We start from the raw sequence: 17,030 nt of genomic DNA, 5'->3' as shown, positions 1-17,030 counted from the left end.
TTACAGTAAGTTTTTTTGTTTTGGCTAATTAAAAATTGGTTCCGTTGGGCTGATACACATATTTGAAAGTAAAATATCGTGTCGGCATCGTCGAATCAGGATTCGCCGGAGCATCTTTATAATAGCTTAAAATTTCCATTTTAGCATATTTGCCATCGTGTGTTTTTACCACTAATATTTTTCCTGTATTAGGCGTAATGATGTTTGTCGCGCTGTTGTAGGTATACCAGCCGGTTGATCCACTTACATTCGGAATAGCGTAAGAATTGGTGCCGTCCTGTTTGAAAGTTGCTGCCGCGGGAATAGTCGTTACGCTGTTAAATGTTCCCGATGCGATGCTTACGGATGCATTTCCAGTTCTCGCAGGTTCGTCGGTAATACCGATAGTACTGCCGCCGTTCACGATAATTGTCGTTCCACGGAAAGCAATATCCCAGGAATCATTCGTCACCGCTGAGTTTTGTGAGAAGCTGAATTTGGTAAAAGCTCCGCCAATCGGCTGTCCCTGTCCACCGGTTTGTGGCGCATAAAGGTTGGTGGTCATTTTAGTTTCAAGGGTGCTTTGATTTTGCGGCATTTCGTCGTCATTAGAACACGAAACGAAAGTTGCGGCAACCGAAAGTGCCAGTGCTGATTTTAAAAATACTGATTTTGTCATAGTGATTTTATTTGTTTATTTTAATGGTATTATGGTTTAAAACTGATACTGAATTCTTCCGAAAAATTGTCTTCCGGCAAGATTCGGAATGTTGGCTGCATCTTTATAATTAAAAAGATTAAGTGCGCCAGCCTGCGCAGAAATCCCGTACTTGAATTCCTGATTGATGGTAAGATTGGCTGTAAAATATCCTTTCACAAAAACATCGTACCGGTCGAGAATCTGGCTGTTGTTAGAATCGCGGATTCCGTATTTGCTGCGGTAGAAAAGTCTTGCATTAATAGTTGTTCCCAGCGGCTGTATCGTATAATTTAGTTTAAGATTTGCCGTATGCTTGGAGCGGTTTAGCAGACCAAAATAATCCGAAGGCCGCAGCTGAAAAGTTTCCAGCGTGGATGGATTTCTCGCGAAAATTTCACCGTTTTTAATTCTGTCCGTCATTTCCTGATCTTTCGCAATGAGATATTGGTAACCTGCCGAAACGGTAAAATTCCGGTTGAAACGGTACGAACTGTTTAGCTCAGCACCATAGGTAAAAATTTCATCAAGATTCAGATAAGAAAAAACATTCTGGCCGCTCTTCTTGCTGGCAATCACTTTGGTGTCGATCAGATTGGTGATTCTGTTGTAAAAGAGATTATAATCAAACGAGAATTTCTCCTTTTTAAAATAGCCTCCAAAATTAAAGTTGACTGAACTTTCAGGTTTTAAAGCTGATGAAAAATCTACATTTTCTACCGAAGCAATCTGTCCCTGATTTTGAAGCAGAGCCAGTTTTTCTGATGCGACATTATATCCCAAAACCGTATAGCCGACTGCCGAATTGGTAAAATTGAAATACAGCTGGCGCAGATCCGGCGCTTTGTAACCGTACCCGACAGAAGCCTTCAGTGAAAGGTTTTCATTCCATTTATAATTGATTCCAAGTTTTGGACTTAACTGGGATTCATACTGGTGATGATGATCGTATCGGAAGCCTGCCAGAATATTCCATTTCTCTTTCAAAAACCATTCAAACTGACCGAAAATATATTCAGAATTTAAAACGGCTTTGTCTGCAAAATACGTTCGGTCGAGACTTTCATAATTCATCCCCACACCCGCAGAGAGCGTGTTTTTGCCCAATCGGTAATGCGAACGGATTTCTGGCCGGAAAAACCACTGGTCAAAACGGCTTTCCTCAAATAGCTGTCCGCTGTTTTGGTTTAAATATTCATCAGCCTGGTAATGTGTCGCATAAAGATCATATACAATTTTAAGCTTCTCAGTTGCCTGTTGATTGATGAGCAAAGCGTGATTCCATTCCTTAATCAGACTTTCACCGGTCATTTCCTGACTTTCAATTCTCGCTTTATAGTCCTGATTCTGCATGAAAAATCTTGTGCTCGCCGAAAGATTTACTTTTTCGTTAAAATTAATTTTAATTTTTGGCTGAAACGTGACATTCCGGTAAGGCTCGACGGTGTTCAAAAACTCATCTGAGGAAAGACTGTAACCGCCTGAACTGAAAAAATTGGCAAACAGCTCACCACCGATTTTATTTTTACCATACTCAAGATTGGCAGAAGCATCATGCGTATTAAAACCCGCGATTTTATAATTGACATTGCCTTTAAGCTTATCAGAAATCTGCGGCTTTTTGGTAATAATATTAATGACACCGGCGAGTGCTTCACTTCCGTAAAGGCAGGATGAAGCGCCCTTTACAATTTCGATTCTTTCAATATTATTCACCGAAATTCTGCTCAGGTCGAGTGTTCCCGCGCTCCTTCCGAACATGGGTTGTCCGTCCAGCAAAATCATGACATACGCCGCATCCAAACCCTGCATCTGAATGCCTTCACCACCGCCAAAATCAGGAACTGTAATCAATCCGGTTTGCTCCTGAATGATTTCGTTGAGACGGCTCACACCAGATTTTCTGATGCTTTCGCCGGTAATGATCTGCGTGGGTAAGGGCAGTGTGGCAACATTTCTTTCTGTTCTGGTAGCGGTAACGATAACTTCTTCAACAGATGAGGTTTTCAAAGTGTCAGAAATTTCCTGCCCGAAAAAGAATCCGGAAAGTGAAACAAAGAAAAGAGTGGCAATGTTTTTTTTGCAGGTCATTATCTGGCAACGATAAAGCGGTCAATTACTGAATTGATTTCCTGCTGAGAAGCATCTTTCTTTAAAGTTTCAAGATGCATGAATAAGGGTTTGCCATCCACATCATTTTTGAGTTTTAAGTCTTTGTTTTTGGCAAATTCAATGTCCCATTTTGTACGCACTTTTTTCCAGAAATCTTTATTTTCTTTCCACCATTTCTGTGCGGCAACGCATTTTGAGTCATCAACTTTGGTGTACCTGTTAAATCCTTTTTCCTGAGCCAGAAGATAATTGCTGCCGTTTTCACTGCGGATGATTTTATCATTGTCCTGATTGTGGCTCCAGCCGTTTTTCAGAATTTCGACGTCGTTAAAACGTCGCGTGATGTTGTAATCTTTTCTCTGCGTGTATTCTCTTCTCGGAAGCGGTGCATTGGTTGTGTTCTCCCAGAAAGTTCGTCCGTCAGCAGTAATCCAGGTCGCCGAACCTTCGTATCGCGGCTTGTCATCCACTTCATAAACTTTTTGAGTCCACTGTCCTTTCACCTGATCGGCAGGAAGACTGACAAATTTCCAGTCATTGAAACCATTGTAGTCGTACAGTTTTGTGTTTTCAAAAAGCCAGTCCTGTCTCCAGTGCTTTACAATCATATCATTTCCTACAATTAAAAGATGCTGAATTGACAGTTTTCCGGGTTCATCTTCGATCAGTTCAGCCCATTCCAGTGCATTTTCATGTTTTACTTTGGATGGCTTGTAGCTAGCCGCGTCTTTTGGATAACTGAAAGTTTCAGCAAAATTGAAATCAATTTCGTAACATCCACACATTGACTTTATGGCTTTCTGGTCTTCTGTTTTTTGTGCAGATAACAGCGCTGAAGATGCGATAAATAAAGGGATAAATAAGCGTTTCATAGGTTTAATTTAAATTAGACTAATTCTAAACAGTTGCAAATCTAAAATATTATTTAGATTAAATCCAAATAATTAACAGATTATTTAAAATTAATCTAAATAACATAAACCTAAAAGTGATATTCGAAAACCTATTGCCGCAGAACTTTCGCCTTTTTATGATAAACCAGATATTCCCACGGCGCAAGTGCAATAATCGGTGTTGAAGTAATTTTTGTGCGCTTTCCGGTAAAAAGTTCGTTGTACATGCCTTTGTCGAAAGAAGTGTCGAATTGCGTCAGCGCATTTTCTTTGCTTAAATTAATCATAACCAAAACTTTATCGCCGTTTTTTTCGCGGACGAAAGAAATGACCTGATCCATTTTATCGTTCATAATTCTCACCATTTCGCCGCCAGCGGTTCCATTCCACAAAGCCTGGTTTTTATGCTTTAAATGAAAAATCAATGAATAAATCTCCTGCAGTTCTGAAGTTTTCCACTCAATCGGATCGCGCTCAAAAAACGACAGCGAGCGGTCGAGCCCGGCTTCCTGTCCGCCGTAGACCAAAGGCATTCCGTCCATCAGAAAAGTGAATACGGTCGCGGCTTTCAGCGCAGCGCCAAAATTTAAGTACTGATTTCCTTCCCATGAGTTTTTATCGTGATTATCAATAAAATTCATACGGATTCCGTCCTTAGGAAAGATCGAAACATGCTCAGCAATATACGCTTCACTTAAAGTTTTTACGCTGACATTATTGATGGCGATCTGATGCAGAATATTCCACAAAGTCCAGTTGTAAGTTGCATCAAAAGCTTTGCGGTGAAGTTCACGGTCTTCGGCTTCAGCGAGCATAAAAACCGGTTTTATTTCATCTAATTCTGCCCGCACATTTTCCCAGAAATCAAGCGGAACAAAGGCTGCAATGTCACACCTGAAACCGTCAATATCGAATTCCTTCACCCAATATTTCAAGGCAGAAGTCATGTATTTTCTGAGTTCAGGATGTCTGTAATCAAGATCGATGATATCATCGTAATCCCGCCAGGGTGTTGATTGAAATGTTCCCTTTCGTGATTTTTTATACCATTCAGGATGAAGCGTCGCGAGCGGATTGTCCCAGCTCGTGTGATTGGCGACCCAGTCAATGATCACGCGCATACCTTTTCTATGAATCGCATCAACAAGTCTTCTGAAATCTTCTTTTGTGCCAAATTCAGGATTAACGCTCAGGTAATCTTTTACGGCGTAATAACTTCCCAGAGTTCCTTTCCTGTGCAGTTCGCCAATCGGATTTATCGGCATCAGCCAGATAATGTCGATGCCCATTTTTTTCAGTCGCGAAAGTTGCTTTTCTACCGCTTTGAAAGTTCCTTCCTGAGAAAACTGCCGTACGTTGACCTCATATATCGTCGCATTTTTCACCCAGTCCGGATGGGAAATTTCAACATAATTTTCCGGAAGATATCGTTTGTCGGCTTGCATAGGTACGCGATGTTTTGGCTAAAAGTTTTATGAAAATCAATGATATTTTGATTTGCAAGAAATAAATGTACCATTATCTTAAATTCAGCATTTACAAAGCGTTTCTGATAAAATTTAACGGAAATAAAACATATACCATGAAAAATCAATTTGTGGATGTGTAAGTGAAATAAGGTTTGGTTTTTGTATGAAGACCGCTGTATACAAAGACATTTTATCACCATAAAAAATAAATATTTCTACTTATGATTCCTAAAAAAATACACTACTGCTGGTTTGGAGGCGGGAAAAAAGATGAGCTTGCAGAGCATTGTTTGGCTTCATGGAAAAAAAATCATCCGGATTTTGAAATTATTGAATGGAACGAAGAAAATGCACCGTTGGAAGATAACGCCTACGTTCGTGATGCCTTTGAGCAGAAAAAATGGGCATTTGTGTCAGATTACGTTCGGTCTAAAGTAATGTACGAGCACGGCGGAATTTATATGGATACCGATATGGAACTTAAACTGCCACTTGATGAGTTTATGAATGAAACTGCAGTCTGCGGTTTTGAAGTAAAAGGTGTTCCGTATTCTGCTTTTTGGATGGCTGAGCCCAAACATCAGCTTTCAAAAGATTTTGTATCATATTACGAGCGCCAGAAGGGTTTTGAAGAACGTATCAATACTGATATTTTTTCGGAAATGCTGGAAAAAGAATATGGTGCAGACCGCATGAGCGATACCATTCAGAAATTAAAACATGGCGTAACCCTTTATCCTTCGGTTTATTTCTCACAGGATTTACCCAAGAACTATGTGAGTCATCATTTTAACGGTTCGTGGTTTGGCGGAGACGAAGAAAACACGCACAAAATAATGGTCAACACCTACGGACTTTTAGACCGTTTAACCAATCAGAAAAATGCAAAAAAAGCTGTGAAAAGTATTCTCGATGAGCACAAAATTATCAAGGCAAAAGATATTTTAGATTTAATTCCTGAAGAGCATATCAGAGAATATCTCGAAAGTAAAGAGATGTAGCAAAAACAGAAAAACTCCGGAAACATTAAGGTTCCGGAGTTTTTTATATTTAATGGTGAACTATTTGGTCAGATTTTCAATTTTTACCAAAACGTCGTCAATATCAAACGGTTTGCTGATGAAAACATCGGCATCACAGGAATTGATCACATTCTCAGCTTTTGCGTGTGCGCTGATGATCATCACCGGAATAGTCGCTGTTTGAGGATCGTTTTTAATCTCGTTACAGATATCGGTTCCGAGACCGTCCGGAAGTTTTACATCCAGAATAAAAATATCAGGATTTACAGATTTGTCGCGGCTGTTAAACATCTCTACCGAGCTGAATGAGCGCACATCGTAATTCTCAAACGACAGGAGCAACTGCAAAGCGTCGCGGATGCCTGTCTCATCTTCTACAATATAAATACTTTTCATATTTCTTGCTTGGCAATTTCGAAGCCAATCTTTCTGTACGCTTAAAAATTTTCTTTTTACTCAAATAAAATCAGTTTTAAAATAACAGCAAAAGGAATGTGAATACTATTATATGTAAAAAAATCCCAGATTACGGAAAACCGTAAACAATTTAAAAATCTCCGGTTTATCTTTGTAGCGGGAATAAAAAACACAAAAACTTTCAATTCCCAACAAAAAAACACTTTGATGATTGGTCCGGTACATTGCTTAATGTGCCGGATTATTTTTTCGTCCTGATTTCTCAGATCTGCTTGCAGATGACGGTAAATTTTTAAGGAAAGCAGCAAATTTTGAGATCATTGTTGTGACAGAATTTACTTTTTACTATTGGTTTTAAAACTGCACAAATGATAACAGCAAAGTATTAAATTTAAATATTTCATTGCTGAAAATGAATAATAGAAGTGAATTATTGAAAACCACGTTCTGAAAAATCCTGATCCGTATGATTCAAATCATTTTTTAATAAATTGATTATCAATATGTTTTAAAGCTGAAGAAGAAAATTTAATAGGAAAAAACCTGCTGCGTGGCATAGCCTTTGTGAATTATCGTGGTATGACACCAAATCTTACCACACCACAAAATATTTTTGATTCAACTGCAACAGATCCCGACGAAGCCAAAAAATCGTTCGAAGATTTTATTGAAAACGAAATCTTTCCTTGCGTTGCGGCGAAGGCTGCACTGAATAAAGATCATCTGAAAACTTTTGTTGCCGGTCACATTGCGTGCCCAAAAGATGATCTCGAAATTCTTCATTTTATTTACGATTTTGTCGATACATACCGAAATTCAGATGAGCCGTTTCACAGTGCATGTGTCATCTTTCCGGAAGCTGCAGGTTTGAACGAACAGATGTTTGAGCGTTTTCTGTGGATGAGACTTCAGGCACTTTCAGATCTTGACCGTGAGAATTTTCCTTATGATAAAAGAGTAAGCCAGGAGCCGCATTCTGAGAATTTCAGTTTCAGTTTAAAAGAAGAAGCATTTTTTATCATTGGTTTAAGTCCGTTCAGTAGCCGTGATGCAAGACGATTTAAGTATCCGGCGCTGGTTTTCAATCCGCATCACCAGTTTGAGGAAATGCGTACGCTGAAAAGATATGACAAAATGAAAAACATTGTCCGCAAAAGAGATGTTGCGCTTAGCGGATCGATAAATCCGATGCTTAATGATTTTGGAGATTCCAGCGAAGCGTATCAATACAGCGGCATGAAATATGACAACAACTGGGAATGCCCATTTAAATACAAAGCGATATGAACGTAATACCGCCGCGCAGCGGAACTGCTTTTATCCTGAAAAAAGGAGAAAGACTTTTGGTAACCGATATTCAGGGAGAACAGGTTTCAGATTTTATATGTTTCAATCAGCATGATACGCAGGAATATCTGTCCAGCGGACGCACGATAGATTATGCAGAAACTATTTTTCTCACCAAAGGAAATCCGTTTTACTCAAACCGCAGCAATGTGATGTTTACGATTGAAAAAGATACTGTAGGCCGTCACGATTTTTTGCTGACGCCATGCAGTGCTGATACTTTCCGGATCATTTACGGAGACGAAAATCCGCACCGCGGCTGTTTTGGCAATCTTTGTGAAGCGCTGGCACCTTTTGGGATTGCGCCGGATCAGATTCCGATCTGCTTTAATATTTTTATGAATGTAGCGGTTGACGGCGATTCCGGGAAGATTAGTGTTTTGCCGCCAAAAAGCAAAGCCGGAGATCATATTATTATCGAAGCTCAGATGGATCTTATTGTAGGAATGACAGCGTGTTCTGCAGAAATGTCGAATAATTATTCTTTCAAACCGATCGGATATGAAGTTGGTGATTTTTCTTCTTAAATGATTCTAGATCAAAAAAACGTAATTGATTCTTTAATATTTCATCATATTAAGTGAAATTGTCAGTGTTTTCAGGCACGTCAATTGTTTATTTAAAGCAAATACAACTAATGAATACGTTAACAAAAACCTTGATTACCGGCGTTGCTGCGGGATTATTTGCTTCCTGGATTAAATCTATTGCCGAACCGCCACTTCAAAAAATTGGGGAAGAAAAATTTCCGCCTTCTGATAAAGAATTAAAACTCAAAGGTGCCGATGTCACCAATCAGCCCGAAAATATGCCACCCGCAGTTTTGGCTAATTCAGTGGCTGAAAAAATCTCCGGTCACAGACTTTCAAAAGAAGAGACTTTAGCTTCAATGAAGGCGATTCATTACGGTTTGGGGACCGCAATCGGCGTTGGTTATGTTTTGATAAGTGAAAGATATGCAAAGATTTCTAGTTGCGAAGGCATTGCAGCAGGTGGAATTGTGTGGGCAATGACGCACGGTTCGGTTGTTCCGGCGTTTGGGCTGCAGGGGAAAGTCGGCGCAATGCCAAAATCTTGGTGGGTTTGGGAATTTGGTTCGCATCTTATTTTCGGTATCGCACTTGAGCAAAGCAGGAAAGTTTTAAACAAAATATTATAATACAGAGTCCCGGAAATTATTTTCGGGATTTTTTATGTCTAACTGTTTTTACATTCAGTGGATAGCAGAACACCCGAATTTCGTTTTCTTTTATAATTGATTAGCTTAATATTTGTAAAGGGTAACCATAACATATCCACAGATGAAAAATAAAAAAGTACTGATTACCGGAGCAAGTATTGCCGGCCCGACGTTGGCTTTCTGGCTGGAAAGATTTGGTTTTGAGGTAACTGTTCTGGAAAAATCAGCTTCGCTCCGTCTTGGCGGACAAAATATTGATGTTAAAGGTCCGGCCCGGGAGATCGCCCGCAAAATGGGAATAGAAAATCAGATTCGGGACAAAAATACAACCGAGGTGGGATTGCGTTTTGTAGATCAGAATAACCAGACGGTTGCCGAGTTTCCAAAAGACAGTTCACTCAGCATGACGCAGGAGCTCGAAATTCTGCGCGGAGATTTGGTGAAAATCCTTTACGACGCGACAAAAGCAAATGTGCAGTATCTTTTTAATGATCATATCACCGCTATTCAGGATAATGAAAATGAGGTAAAGATTACTTTTGCGAGCGGACACCAAGCTGCGTATGATTTTCTGATTATTGCAGAAGGAATCGGCTCACAAACAAGGAATCTGGTTTTTGAGAATCAATATTCATTCAGATATCTTGGCATTCATACCGCGTATTTTACGGCTAAAAAATCTCCTTCAGACACCCATTGGGCACGCTGGTGCAATGTGCCAAAAGGGATTGTCTATCTCATTCGACCGGATAATTACGGAACGACGCGTGTCTCGGTTAATTTTACGGCAGAAGAAAATCAATATCGTCATCTAAATCTGAATCAGCAAAAAGAAGCTTTAATACAGAAAATCAGAGGCAGCGGATTTGAATCTGAGCGGATGATAGCAGCTATTGATACGGCAGACGATCTATATTTTGACAGAGTAAGCCAGGTAAAAGCGCCGCACTGGAGCAAAGGAAGAATTGCGATGACTGGTGACGCCGCGTATTGTGCGACTCCGATTTCTGGAAAAGGAATTGAAATGGCAATGACTGGCGCTTATATTTTGGCCGGCGAAATGATGCTTGCAGCGGACCATGCACATGCTTTTGAAACATATGGGAAAAAGATGAGGCCTTATGTGGAGAAATGTCAGCAGCTGCCACCGGGAATTCCTAAAATGGTTTATCCAAAGACAAAAACCGGCATCAGGATTCTGAATACGCTGATCTCGTTTGCAGGAAGCAGGTTTGTAAAAAACGTTTTAAAACTTTCCAAAGGAGAAGAGAAGAAGAAGCAAAATGAAATTGATCTGCAGGACTATGATCATCTTTTTAGAAAAAGGGCATAAGCGTATCTTCTTATTTATAAATTTTAATAAAAATATTATTTAAAACTTTATTTTTCACATAAAAGATGATTTATCCTGTTTCCGTTTCGTTTAATTATACGATATTGCAGTTGATTCATATACACATTGATGAGAAAATTAAATCTAAGTAATCATTCTTTTACTAAGGCAAAACTGAAGAGAAGTTTATCAAATATACTTGTTCTGGCGGTATATTTTGTATCAAGTTTTGTCTTCGGGCAGACGAACCGATTTCTGTATGATTTGGTGATTAACAAGAACGGAGAAACGTTAAAAGCGGTGATGGCTTTGGATATTGATCAGAAAGAAGTGAAGTTTTACGATTACGAATTTGTAAGGCAGGATTCTTTACGAAAATCAACCGGCAGAAATCTGCAGTATTTCTCAGAAACAGACCAAATGCTGACAAGAAATGTAAACAGCAGTACAAATATTTCGTATACCTCATTTTATTACGACTACTTTAAAATTACGACGCAGGATGATATGGTTTGGAAGCTGGATAAAGCGATAAAAAAAGTAGAAAATTATACGCTGCAAAAAGCGACGACGGACTTTGGCGGCAGATCCTGGACCGCCTGGTTTACTACAGAAATTCCTTTTCAGGAAGGCCCGTATAAGTTTCGCGGACTATCAGGATTGATATTTGAAGTGTATGATTCAGAAAATATTTTTCATTATAAGCTCACGAGAAGCGAAAAACTTTCCAAAACTTTTGACACTTCAGATTTTCTGGAAACGCACTATGGGAAAGCAGCGATGCCCATCACTATAAAGCAGTATCATAAATTAAAACTTGATTATTACTACAATATTGTGCAGGTTTTAAACGATTTTACAGAGAAAGGCGGTTCGGTTACCTCAGAAAAAGATCTGAATTCTAAAGAAGATATTTTAAAGGAGAAAAAAGATTTACAGCGAAGCATCAGAAATAATTATCTGCCGATTGAGAAAGAGCGCGCCATCCCTTATCCGGCGGATTAATCTTATCCTGATTTATTTGAAAATAATCCTGTACGTTCCGTTCTCGTCTTTTACATCGATGTTTATTCCGGTGAAGGTTATTTTTTTGATCTGAAAACCGGTGCAGCCGCTGTTGAATTCTTTGGCTTCAATGGCAAATTCAAAATTCCTGACCGCTGAGCTAAACGTGTAGTTTCTCGTTCCGTTGAATGCGCCCACATTTTCCAGCAACAGTTTGCCGTCTTCAGTTGGTGTTAAAGTCACGGCTTTTTGGTTTTCATCTTTTACAGCATACGGCATGAGCGTTCCGTTGGTGAGCAGATTTTTATTGTCGGCATCCACAATCTGAAAAACGACCGGCTGAGGTGCATTGTAGCATTCCTCGCCACAGCTGATAGCCGAAAAAATAATGATGAGCAGAAGTAGAAACTTTTTCATGAACGTGCTGATTTGATGAAAGTAAAGATAGGATTTTTTCCTGATGATGAATGATGAATGATGAATGATGAATGACGAATTGCTTTTTTAAACTGAGTTATTTGGTTTTGAGTTCGAAGTAGAATGTTGAGCCTTTGGTTTCGGTACGTTCAACGCCGATTTTGCCGTAGTGACTGGCAATTATTTCTGAACACAAGTAAAGTCCGATCCCAAAACCGGCAATATCGCTGCTTTCTTTTACGCGGTAATATCGGTCGAAAAGTTTTGCGGTATTCTCAGGTTTAATGCCTATTCCCTCATCTTTCACAGAAATCCGCACATGATCAGCAATCACTTCTGCGGAGATGGTAATCTGCGTTCCGCTTTCAGAATATTTTACCGCGTTTCCAACCAGATTATTCAGAACCTGTGCGATTTTTCCGAAATCAGCATTGATTTTTACTGAAGGAATTTCACCATATTGAATCTGATGCGAAGTATACTGTAAAGAATAATCGAGTTTGGCCTCTTTTATCAAATCCTGAATATCAAAATCTGACTTTTCCAGGATCATCTTCCCGGATTCCAGCCTTGAAACATCCAGAAAACCGTTAATCATCGCAGTCATGTGTTTTACCTGTTTCAAAGACTGCTCAGAGGCTTTCTGCAAAAAAAGGTCATCACTTTTCTGAGCTTTTGTGTGAAGCATCTGCAGATAAAGGTTAATCGATGTGAGCGGCGTTTTCATCTCGTGGGAGACCATTCCTATGAAATCATTTTTGCGCTGTTCTTCTTTTTTCAGCCACTGGATATCGGTCGTAGAACCGATCCAGCTTACGACTTTCCGTTTCTCGTCCAAAATAGGAGAGGCATTATTTAAATGCCAGATATATTTTCCTTCGCTGTTTTTAAAACGGATTTCAGATACAAAAGATTCTCCTTTTCTTGCAGATTCTAGCAATCCGGTTTTGAAGTTTTCCCTGTCGGCGGGATGTATCATTTCGAAATATCCTAAATCCTGAAGCTCTTCAAAACTTCTCCCCGAAAACTCAAGCCAACGCCGGTTGAAAAATGTCGCTTTACCGGAAGGCAGTGCGTTTGATATTTTAGCCGGAACAAGATCTGCGAGCATTTTATAATAGGCTTCACTTTTTTCGACCTGTTTGCGTGCGTAGACCTGCTCAGAAACATCTGTGGCAACGACGAGTATGTCGGCCACATCTACAGAAGAACTGCGCACCGGCTGATAAACAACATTGAAAAACAGTTCTTTCAGCCCCTCTTTATGTTCGAGAAATGCCTGAATCTCATTGGCTTTAAAAGGAATTCCCGTCTCCAGCACATTTTGTAGCAGCCCGAGAAAAGGCTGGTCTTTGATCTCAGGAAGTGCGTCGGCAAGTTTCATCCCGATGATATTTTCATCCTTACCCCAAACCTCCAGAATCCGGCTGTTTGCCGATTCCAGAATAAAATCTCTGCCGCGAAGTAATCCGATGGCAACTGGAGCTTCCTGAAAAACATACTTAAAACGCGACTCACTTTTAGATAAAGCATCATTCAGATTGGTCTGCAGATCGTATGCTGCAGCAAGTTCCTGTGCATATTTTTCAAGCTGTTTTCTCGCCAGTACACGGTCGGTAATCTCAAAAGACATCACGAGAACGCCGTTTCGGTTTCCATGAATGTCGGAAAGCGGCTGATAAGTATAATCCACAAAAGTCTCACGAATACTGCCGTTGGCTTCAGTAAAAAGCACCGGACTTTCTTTGATGTCGATCATCTCACCGGTTTTGATGACGTGCCGAAGCTGCGATGCAAAAGGCTGATCGGCAAGGTCTGGCAGAATCTCCAGAAAAGGTAAACCGATCACTTCTTCACGTGTTTTTTTCCAGTAATTAAGATTGGCATCATTGATCATTTCTACGATCAGATCGTTGGTGCGAATTACGACAACAGACGCCGGAAGCATGTTGATAATCTGATTAATATTGTTGTCGGCTTCTCTGCGGTTCCAGCTTAAAAATGAATCTTTTCCGCAGTTGGCAATATCTTCAGTTTCTGTTGAGCGTACAATCAGATATTCGGGATTGCCATTATTATCATTGACGGAAGTGTAGTTTAAATGAATGCAACAATCCTTTGCATTTGGTTTTATTTTAAAGGTTTGATTTTTCAGCTGAGAATGCATTTGATCCACAACCGAAATCAGATGCTGCTTAATGAGACTGGTATTTTGAAGATCCTGTAAGGATTTATTTTTCAAATAATCTGTAGAACTTACGAGCAACTTTGCAAAACTTTCATTGATCTGCACCATCATCATCCCGTCAATTTTTAAAATACAGAGACCCTCACAATCAGTATTAATCAGTGCTTCGACCAGCGCGTTTTCAGGTTGTTTCATCAAAATGTTTTATCTGCTAAAATACGTAGCAGAATACTGTTTTTTTATGACTGAGATTCTAAAAGAGTTTGATGATTTAAGCGGGGAGCACGAGGATATTTAAAGCCTGTTTAAATGAAAATTCATGGCGGTGTGATCAGCCTCATGTACATTAAAACAATTATTCTGCTAAGTTTGAACCGGGACCGAATGACTGTTTTGAAGGCAATTTGTTTAAATAAAGAGATTTAGAACAATTGATTTCAAATAATTATTTCAGTGCCCGGCAAATTTGAAGTTAGAATATGAAAGGAGTAATGCTGCAGTTTTTTCACTGGTACCATCCGGGCAACCTATGGAATGAGTTTTCGGAGAAGATTAATTCTTTACAGAAGCTGGGTTTCACATCAGTCTGGCTGCCTCCTGCTGCCAAATGTCATCTCGGTACTGACGGTCGTGGCTACGATGTGTATGATCTGTATGATCTCGGAGAATTTGATCAGAAAGGCGGAATTCCAACAAGATATGGAACGAAAGAAGAATATATTCAAGCGATTGATAAAGCACGTCAGGCAGGAATTTCAGTGTATGCTGATGTGGTTTTAAATTACCGGATGGGCGATGATGAATATGAAACCGTAAAACTGCATCAGGTGGAAGAGGAGGACAGGAACGAAACCCTATCTAAAATTTTTGAAGCTGCTGTTCCGACGAAGTTTACGTTTCCGGCAAGAAAAGGAAAGTATTCAGATTTCGTCTGGGATTATAAGTGTTTCAGCGGAGTTGATAACCTGACTCAAAACGGAAAGATACAGACCGGAATTTTTAAAATTCATAATGATGCCGGCGAAGAATGGACAGACGCTGTAAGTCATCAGTTTGGCAATTACGATTATCTGATGGGCGCCGATGTCGAATACCGAAATCCGGCTGTGGTGCAGGAAATGAAAAACTGGATCAAGTGGTTTTTGGGTACGACGAAGGCCAGCGGAATGCGTCTTGACGCGCTGAAGCATATTAATTCGGATTTTCTTAAAGACTTCGTCAGGTTTGTGAAAACTGAAGTCAACCCTGACTGTTTTATTTTGGGCGAATACTGGATCGACGAGATAAAGCAGATCTGCGATTTCGCAGACGAAACCGATCACCTGATTTCCTGTTTCGATGTGCCGCTGCATTACCGGTTTTTTCAGGCTTCCGAAGAGGGAAGAGATTTTAATCTCCCTACTGTCTTTGAGGGAAGCTTTTTGACCGAACGGCCGGAACTGGCCATTACCTTTGTGGAAAACCACGACACGCAGCGCCTTCAGGCTTTAGAATCAGCAGTTGAAGATTGGTTTAAACCGTTAGCGTATGCTTTAATTCTGCTTTCAGAAAAAGGATATCCGTGCGTTTTTTATCCTGATCTTTACGGAGCAGAATATTCAGATGAGGTGGAAGGAGAGAAAATTCACGTAGTGATGCCAAAAGTCGAACTGTTGCCCAAACTGCTTGAAGCCCGGAAGTTATTTGGAAACGGAAAACAGATAAATCATTTCGATGATCCGAACTGTATTGCGATGGTGCGGGAAGGCGATGATGAAAATCAAGGCTGTGTTGTTATCATATCCAATGATGAATCGGCACAAAAGGAGATTTCTCTGGGAAAGAAGTTTGCCAACTGCAGGCTTAAAGATTTTTTACAAAACCGGAAAGAGATTATCAAAACCGATGACGTTGGAAAAGCTGTTTATACCGTAAATGGCCGGTCTGTGAGTGTGTGGGTGATGGTTTGAGAGTTTCTTTTTCCTGAAAAAGAATTTGCCTGAAGACAATTTAATTATCAAATGTAAATGCCTGAAGAATCGGTTTTGAATATAGAAATACCTGTATATGATTCAAGTCATACACTTGTTCAAAATGGAATCGCTAATATTGAGTTTCCGTTCAGGCGGAATTTTTTTTCATCATTTGTGTTTTTAGCCTTCTTTTTGAAGGCTTTTTTATGTCGGTATTTTCATTTTAAATTCAGTAATACATTTTCCGGCCTTCTGTTTTCAGCATATTTTCCTGTTCCATTTTTTTGAGGATCCTGATGGTGGTTTCCAGAGTGAGACCACTCATTGAGGCGAGTTGCTGGCGTGTATAGGTGATTTCCATCGAGAATTTCTCTGTGTTGTCTTTCGTTTCTTTCATCAGATTTAAAATCTCTTTCAACCGTGCCGCTGCAGTGCCACTTGTTACCGTGTGCATCATGGTTTGCTTTTCAAAAACAGAGTCTGCGAGAGACGTATAGATGTTTTTCAGAATAAGAGGATGCAGCTCCAGAAGATCAAAGAACTTCTGCGCCGTCATTTTAATAATTCTGCATGGTGTAATCGTTACGGCATTTACCGGATACGGTTTTTTTAAAATCAGCATCGCTTCACCGATCCCTGAATTTTTACTCAGTATACTGTGGATAAACTCTTTGCCGTCTTCTGCATACGAATTCAGTTTCACTTCGCCTTCCGCAATCTGATAGTAAAACTGCGGCAGCGAATCCTGACGAAAAATATATTCACCAGAACCGTAATGCTGTACTACAGCGTCCATCGAATGCAAAAGTTCTTCACTGATATTCATAAATGAATTTTGAAAAAGCTTGATTCCATACCCGGAAAGAAAGATGTTTTTAGTGATAATTGCTGAACTTAGTGCATCTTATCAGATCAATATTGTGTTTAAAGCCATTACAAATGTAGCAGTAACGATCTTTCTATTTTATGATGCAGATCATATTTTAAATTTATGGTATATTTAATATGTGGAAAGTATT

General features: G+C 39.7%; 15 protein-coding genes. 7 read left to right on the top strand and 8 right to left on the bottom strand.

Features of this window, described 5'->3' with window-relative positions; translation table 11 throughout:
• Positions 1-28: 28 nt before the first annotated feature.
• The 4 genes from ASG01_RS15300 to ASG01_RS15285 form a co-directional block, all read right to left on the bottom strand.
• The gene (locus ASG01_RS15300) at positions 29-658 is read right to left on the bottom strand and encodes an HmuY family protein (protein WP_055865709.1); all 630 of its coding nucleotides are present in this window, start codon (positions 656-658) and stop codon (positions 29-31) included.
• A gap of 36 nt (positions 659-694) precedes the next feature.
• Positions 695-2,767 (bottom strand): TonB-dependent receptor plug domain-containing protein, encoded by a 2,073-nt coding sequence (locus tag ASG01_RS15295; protein WP_055865706.1) that lies wholly within the window; start codon positions 2,765-2,767, stop codon positions 695-697.
• The gene (locus tag ASG01_RS15290) at positions 2,767-3,660 is read right to left on the bottom strand and encodes a DUF6607 family protein (RefSeq protein ID WP_055865704.1); all 894 of its coding nucleotides are present in this window, start codon (positions 3,658-3,660) and stop codon (positions 2,767-2,769) included. The genes ASG01_RS15295 and ASG01_RS15290 overlap by 1 nt, the downstream gene beginning before the upstream one ends.
• A 131-nt stretch (positions 3,661-3,791) precedes the next feature.
• The gene (locus ASG01_RS15285) at positions 3,792-5,126 is read right to left on the bottom strand and encodes an alpha-amylase family glycosyl hydrolase (RefSeq protein ID WP_055865700.1); all 1,335 of its coding nucleotides are present in this window, start codon (positions 5,124-5,126) and stop codon (positions 3,792-3,794) included.
• Between the two features lie 245 nt (positions 5,127-5,371).
• Between ASG01_RS15285 and ASG01_RS15280 the strand changes: the two genes are divergently transcribed.
• A complete protein-coding gene (locus tag ASG01_RS15280; protein ID WP_055865698.1) occupies positions 5,372-6,151 on the top strand; it encodes a glycosyltransferase family 32 protein in 780 nt (259 codons plus the stop codon).
• A gap of 60 nt (positions 6,152-6,211) precedes the next feature.
• Here the strand turns inward: ASG01_RS15280 and ASG01_RS15275 are convergent, their stop codons facing one another.
• Entirely contained in the window at positions 6,212-6,568 is a 357-nt protein-coding gene (locus ASG01_RS15275; RefSeq protein WP_055865694.1) for a response regulator, read from the bottom strand.
• A 600-nt stretch (positions 6,569-7,168) separates the two neighbouring features.
• On the opposite strand from ASG01_RS15275, the gene gntA reads away from it, so the two are divergent.
• The 5 genes from gntA (at position 7,169) to ASG01_RS15245 (ending at position 11,454) form a co-directional block, all read left to right on the top strand.
• A complete protein-coding gene (gntA, locus tag ASG01_RS15265) occupies positions 7,169-7,876 on the top strand; it encodes a guanitoxin biosynthesis heme-dependent pre-guanitoxin N-hydroxylase GntA (RefSeq protein WP_082498405.1) in 708 nt (235 codons plus the stop codon).
• Positions 7,873-8,463 carry a DUF1989 domain-containing protein gene (locus ASG01_RS15260; protein WP_055865687.1) on the top strand — a complete coding sequence of 197 codons (591 nt, stop codon included), beginning with the start codon at positions 7,873-7,875 and terminating at the stop codon, positions 8,461-8,463. Before gntA ends, ASG01_RS15260 begins: the two co-directional genes overlap by 4 nt.
• 110 nt (positions 8,464-8,573) lie before the next feature.
• Positions 8,574-9,095, top strand: a complete 522-nt coding sequence (locus ASG01_RS15255; RefSeq protein WP_055865686.1) for a DUF1440 domain-containing protein — start codon at positions 8,574-8,576, stop codon at positions 9,093-9,095.
• 142 nt (positions 9,096-9,237) lie between these two features.
• On the top strand, positions 9,238-10,449 hold the full coding sequence (locus ASG01_RS15250) for an FAD-dependent monooxygenase (protein ID WP_055865683.1): 1,212 nt from the start codon (positions 9,238-9,240) through the stop codon (positions 10,447-10,449).
• Between the two features lie 129 nt (positions 10,450-10,578).
• On the top strand, positions 10,579-11,454 hold the full coding sequence (locus tag ASG01_RS15245; protein ID WP_055865681.1) for a GLPGLI family protein: 876 nt from the start codon (positions 10,579-10,581) through the stop codon (positions 11,452-11,454).
• A 12-nt stretch (positions 11,455-11,466) separates the two neighbouring features.
• Here the strand turns inward: ASG01_RS15245 and ASG01_RS15240 are convergent, their stop codons facing one another.
• Positions 11,467-11,871, bottom strand: a complete 405-nt coding sequence (locus ASG01_RS15240) for a hypothetical protein (RefSeq protein ID WP_055865679.1) — start codon at positions 11,869-11,871, stop codon at positions 11,467-11,469.
• A gap of 97 nt (positions 11,872-11,968) precedes the next feature.
• Positions 11,969-14,254 (bottom strand): PAS domain-containing protein, encoded by a 2,286-nt coding sequence (locus ASG01_RS15235; RefSeq protein WP_055865677.1) that lies wholly within the window; start codon positions 14,252-14,254, stop codon positions 11,969-11,971.
• Positions 14,255-14,538: 284 nt separating this feature from the next.
• Here ASG01_RS15235 and amyA point away from each other — a divergent pair, with 284 nt between their 5' ends.
• Positions 14,539-16,008, top strand: coding sequence for an alpha-amylase (amyA, locus tag ASG01_RS15230; protein WP_055865674.1), 1,470 nt, complete (start codon positions 14,539-14,541; stop codon positions 16,006-16,008).
• Between the two features lie 232 nt (positions 16,009-16,240).
• On the opposite strand, the gene ASG01_RS15225 is transcribed toward amyA, so the two are convergent.
• Entirely contained in the window at positions 16,241-16,837 is a 597-nt protein-coding gene (locus ASG01_RS15225) for a Crp/Fnr family transcriptional regulator (protein ID WP_055865672.1), read from the bottom strand.
• Positions 16,838-17,030 lie beyond the last annotated feature (193 nt).

Source organism: Chryseobacterium sp. Leaf180, assembly GCF_001424585.1.
Lineage (GTDB): Bacteria > Bacteroidota > Bacteroidia > Flavobacteriales > Weeksellaceae > Chryseobacterium.
The sequence above is the reverse complement of the archived record's forward strand: the minus strand, read 5'-3'. Positions and strand labels throughout refer to the sequence as shown.

Bases quoted from the DNA above. Each gene is read 5' to 3' on its own strand.
- ASG01_RS15280 (WP_055865698.1), top strand. From the start codon at position 5,372: ATGATTCCTAAAAAAATACACTACTGCTGGTTTGGAGGCGGGAAAAAA.
- ASG01_RS15300 (WP_055865709.1), bottom strand. From the start codon at position 658: ATGACAAAATCAGTATTTTTAAAATCAGCACTGGCACTTTCGGTTGCC.
- ASG01_RS15275 (WP_055865694.1), bottom strand. From the start codon at position 6,568: ATGAAAAGTATTTATATTGTAGAAGATGAGACAGGCATCCGCGACGCT.
- ASG01_RS15260 (WP_055865687.1), top strand. From the start codon at position 7,873: ATGAACGTAATACCGCCGCGCAGCGGAACTGCTTTTATCCTGAAAAAA.
- ASG01_RS15255 (WP_055865686.1), top strand. From the start codon at position 8,574: ATGAATACGTTAACAAAAACCTTGATTACCGGCGTTGCTGCGGGATTA.
- ASG01_RS15225 (WP_055865672.1), bottom strand. From the start codon at position 16,837: ATGAATATCAGTGAAGAACTTTTGCATTCGATGGACGCTGTAGTACAG.
- ASG01_RS15285 (WP_055865700.1), bottom strand. From the start codon at position 5,126: ATGCAAGCCGACAAACGATATCTTCCGGAAAATTATGTTGAAATTTCC.
- amyA (WP_055865674.1), top strand. From the start codon at position 14,539: ATGAAAGGAGTAATGCTGCAGTTTTTTCACTGGTACCATCCGGGCAAC.
- ASG01_RS15245 (WP_055865681.1), top strand. From the start codon at position 10,579: ATGAGAAAATTAAATCTAAGTAATCATTCTTTTACTAAGGCAAAACTG.
- ASG01_RS15250 (WP_055865683.1), top strand. From the start codon at position 9,238: ATGAAAAATAAAAAAGTACTGATTACCGGAGCAAGTATTGCCGGCCCG.
- ASG01_RS15240 (WP_055865679.1), bottom strand. From the start codon at position 11,871: ATGAAAAAGTTTCTACTTCTGCTCATCATTATTTTTTCGGCTATCAGC.
- ASG01_RS15295 (WP_055865706.1), bottom strand. From the start codon at position 2,767: ATGACCTGCAAAAAAAACATTGCCACTCTTTTCTTTGTTTCACTTTCC.
- ASG01_RS15290 (WP_055865704.1), bottom strand. From the start codon at position 3,660: ATGAAACGCTTATTTATCCCTTTATTTATCGCATCTTCAGCGCTGTTA.
- gntA (WP_082498405.1), top strand. From the start codon at position 7,169: ATGACACCAAATCTTACCACACCACAAAATATTTTTGATTCAACTGCA.
- ASG01_RS15235 (WP_055865677.1), bottom strand. From the start codon at position 14,254: ATGAAACAACCTGAAAACGCGCTGGTCGAAGCACTGATTAATACTGAT.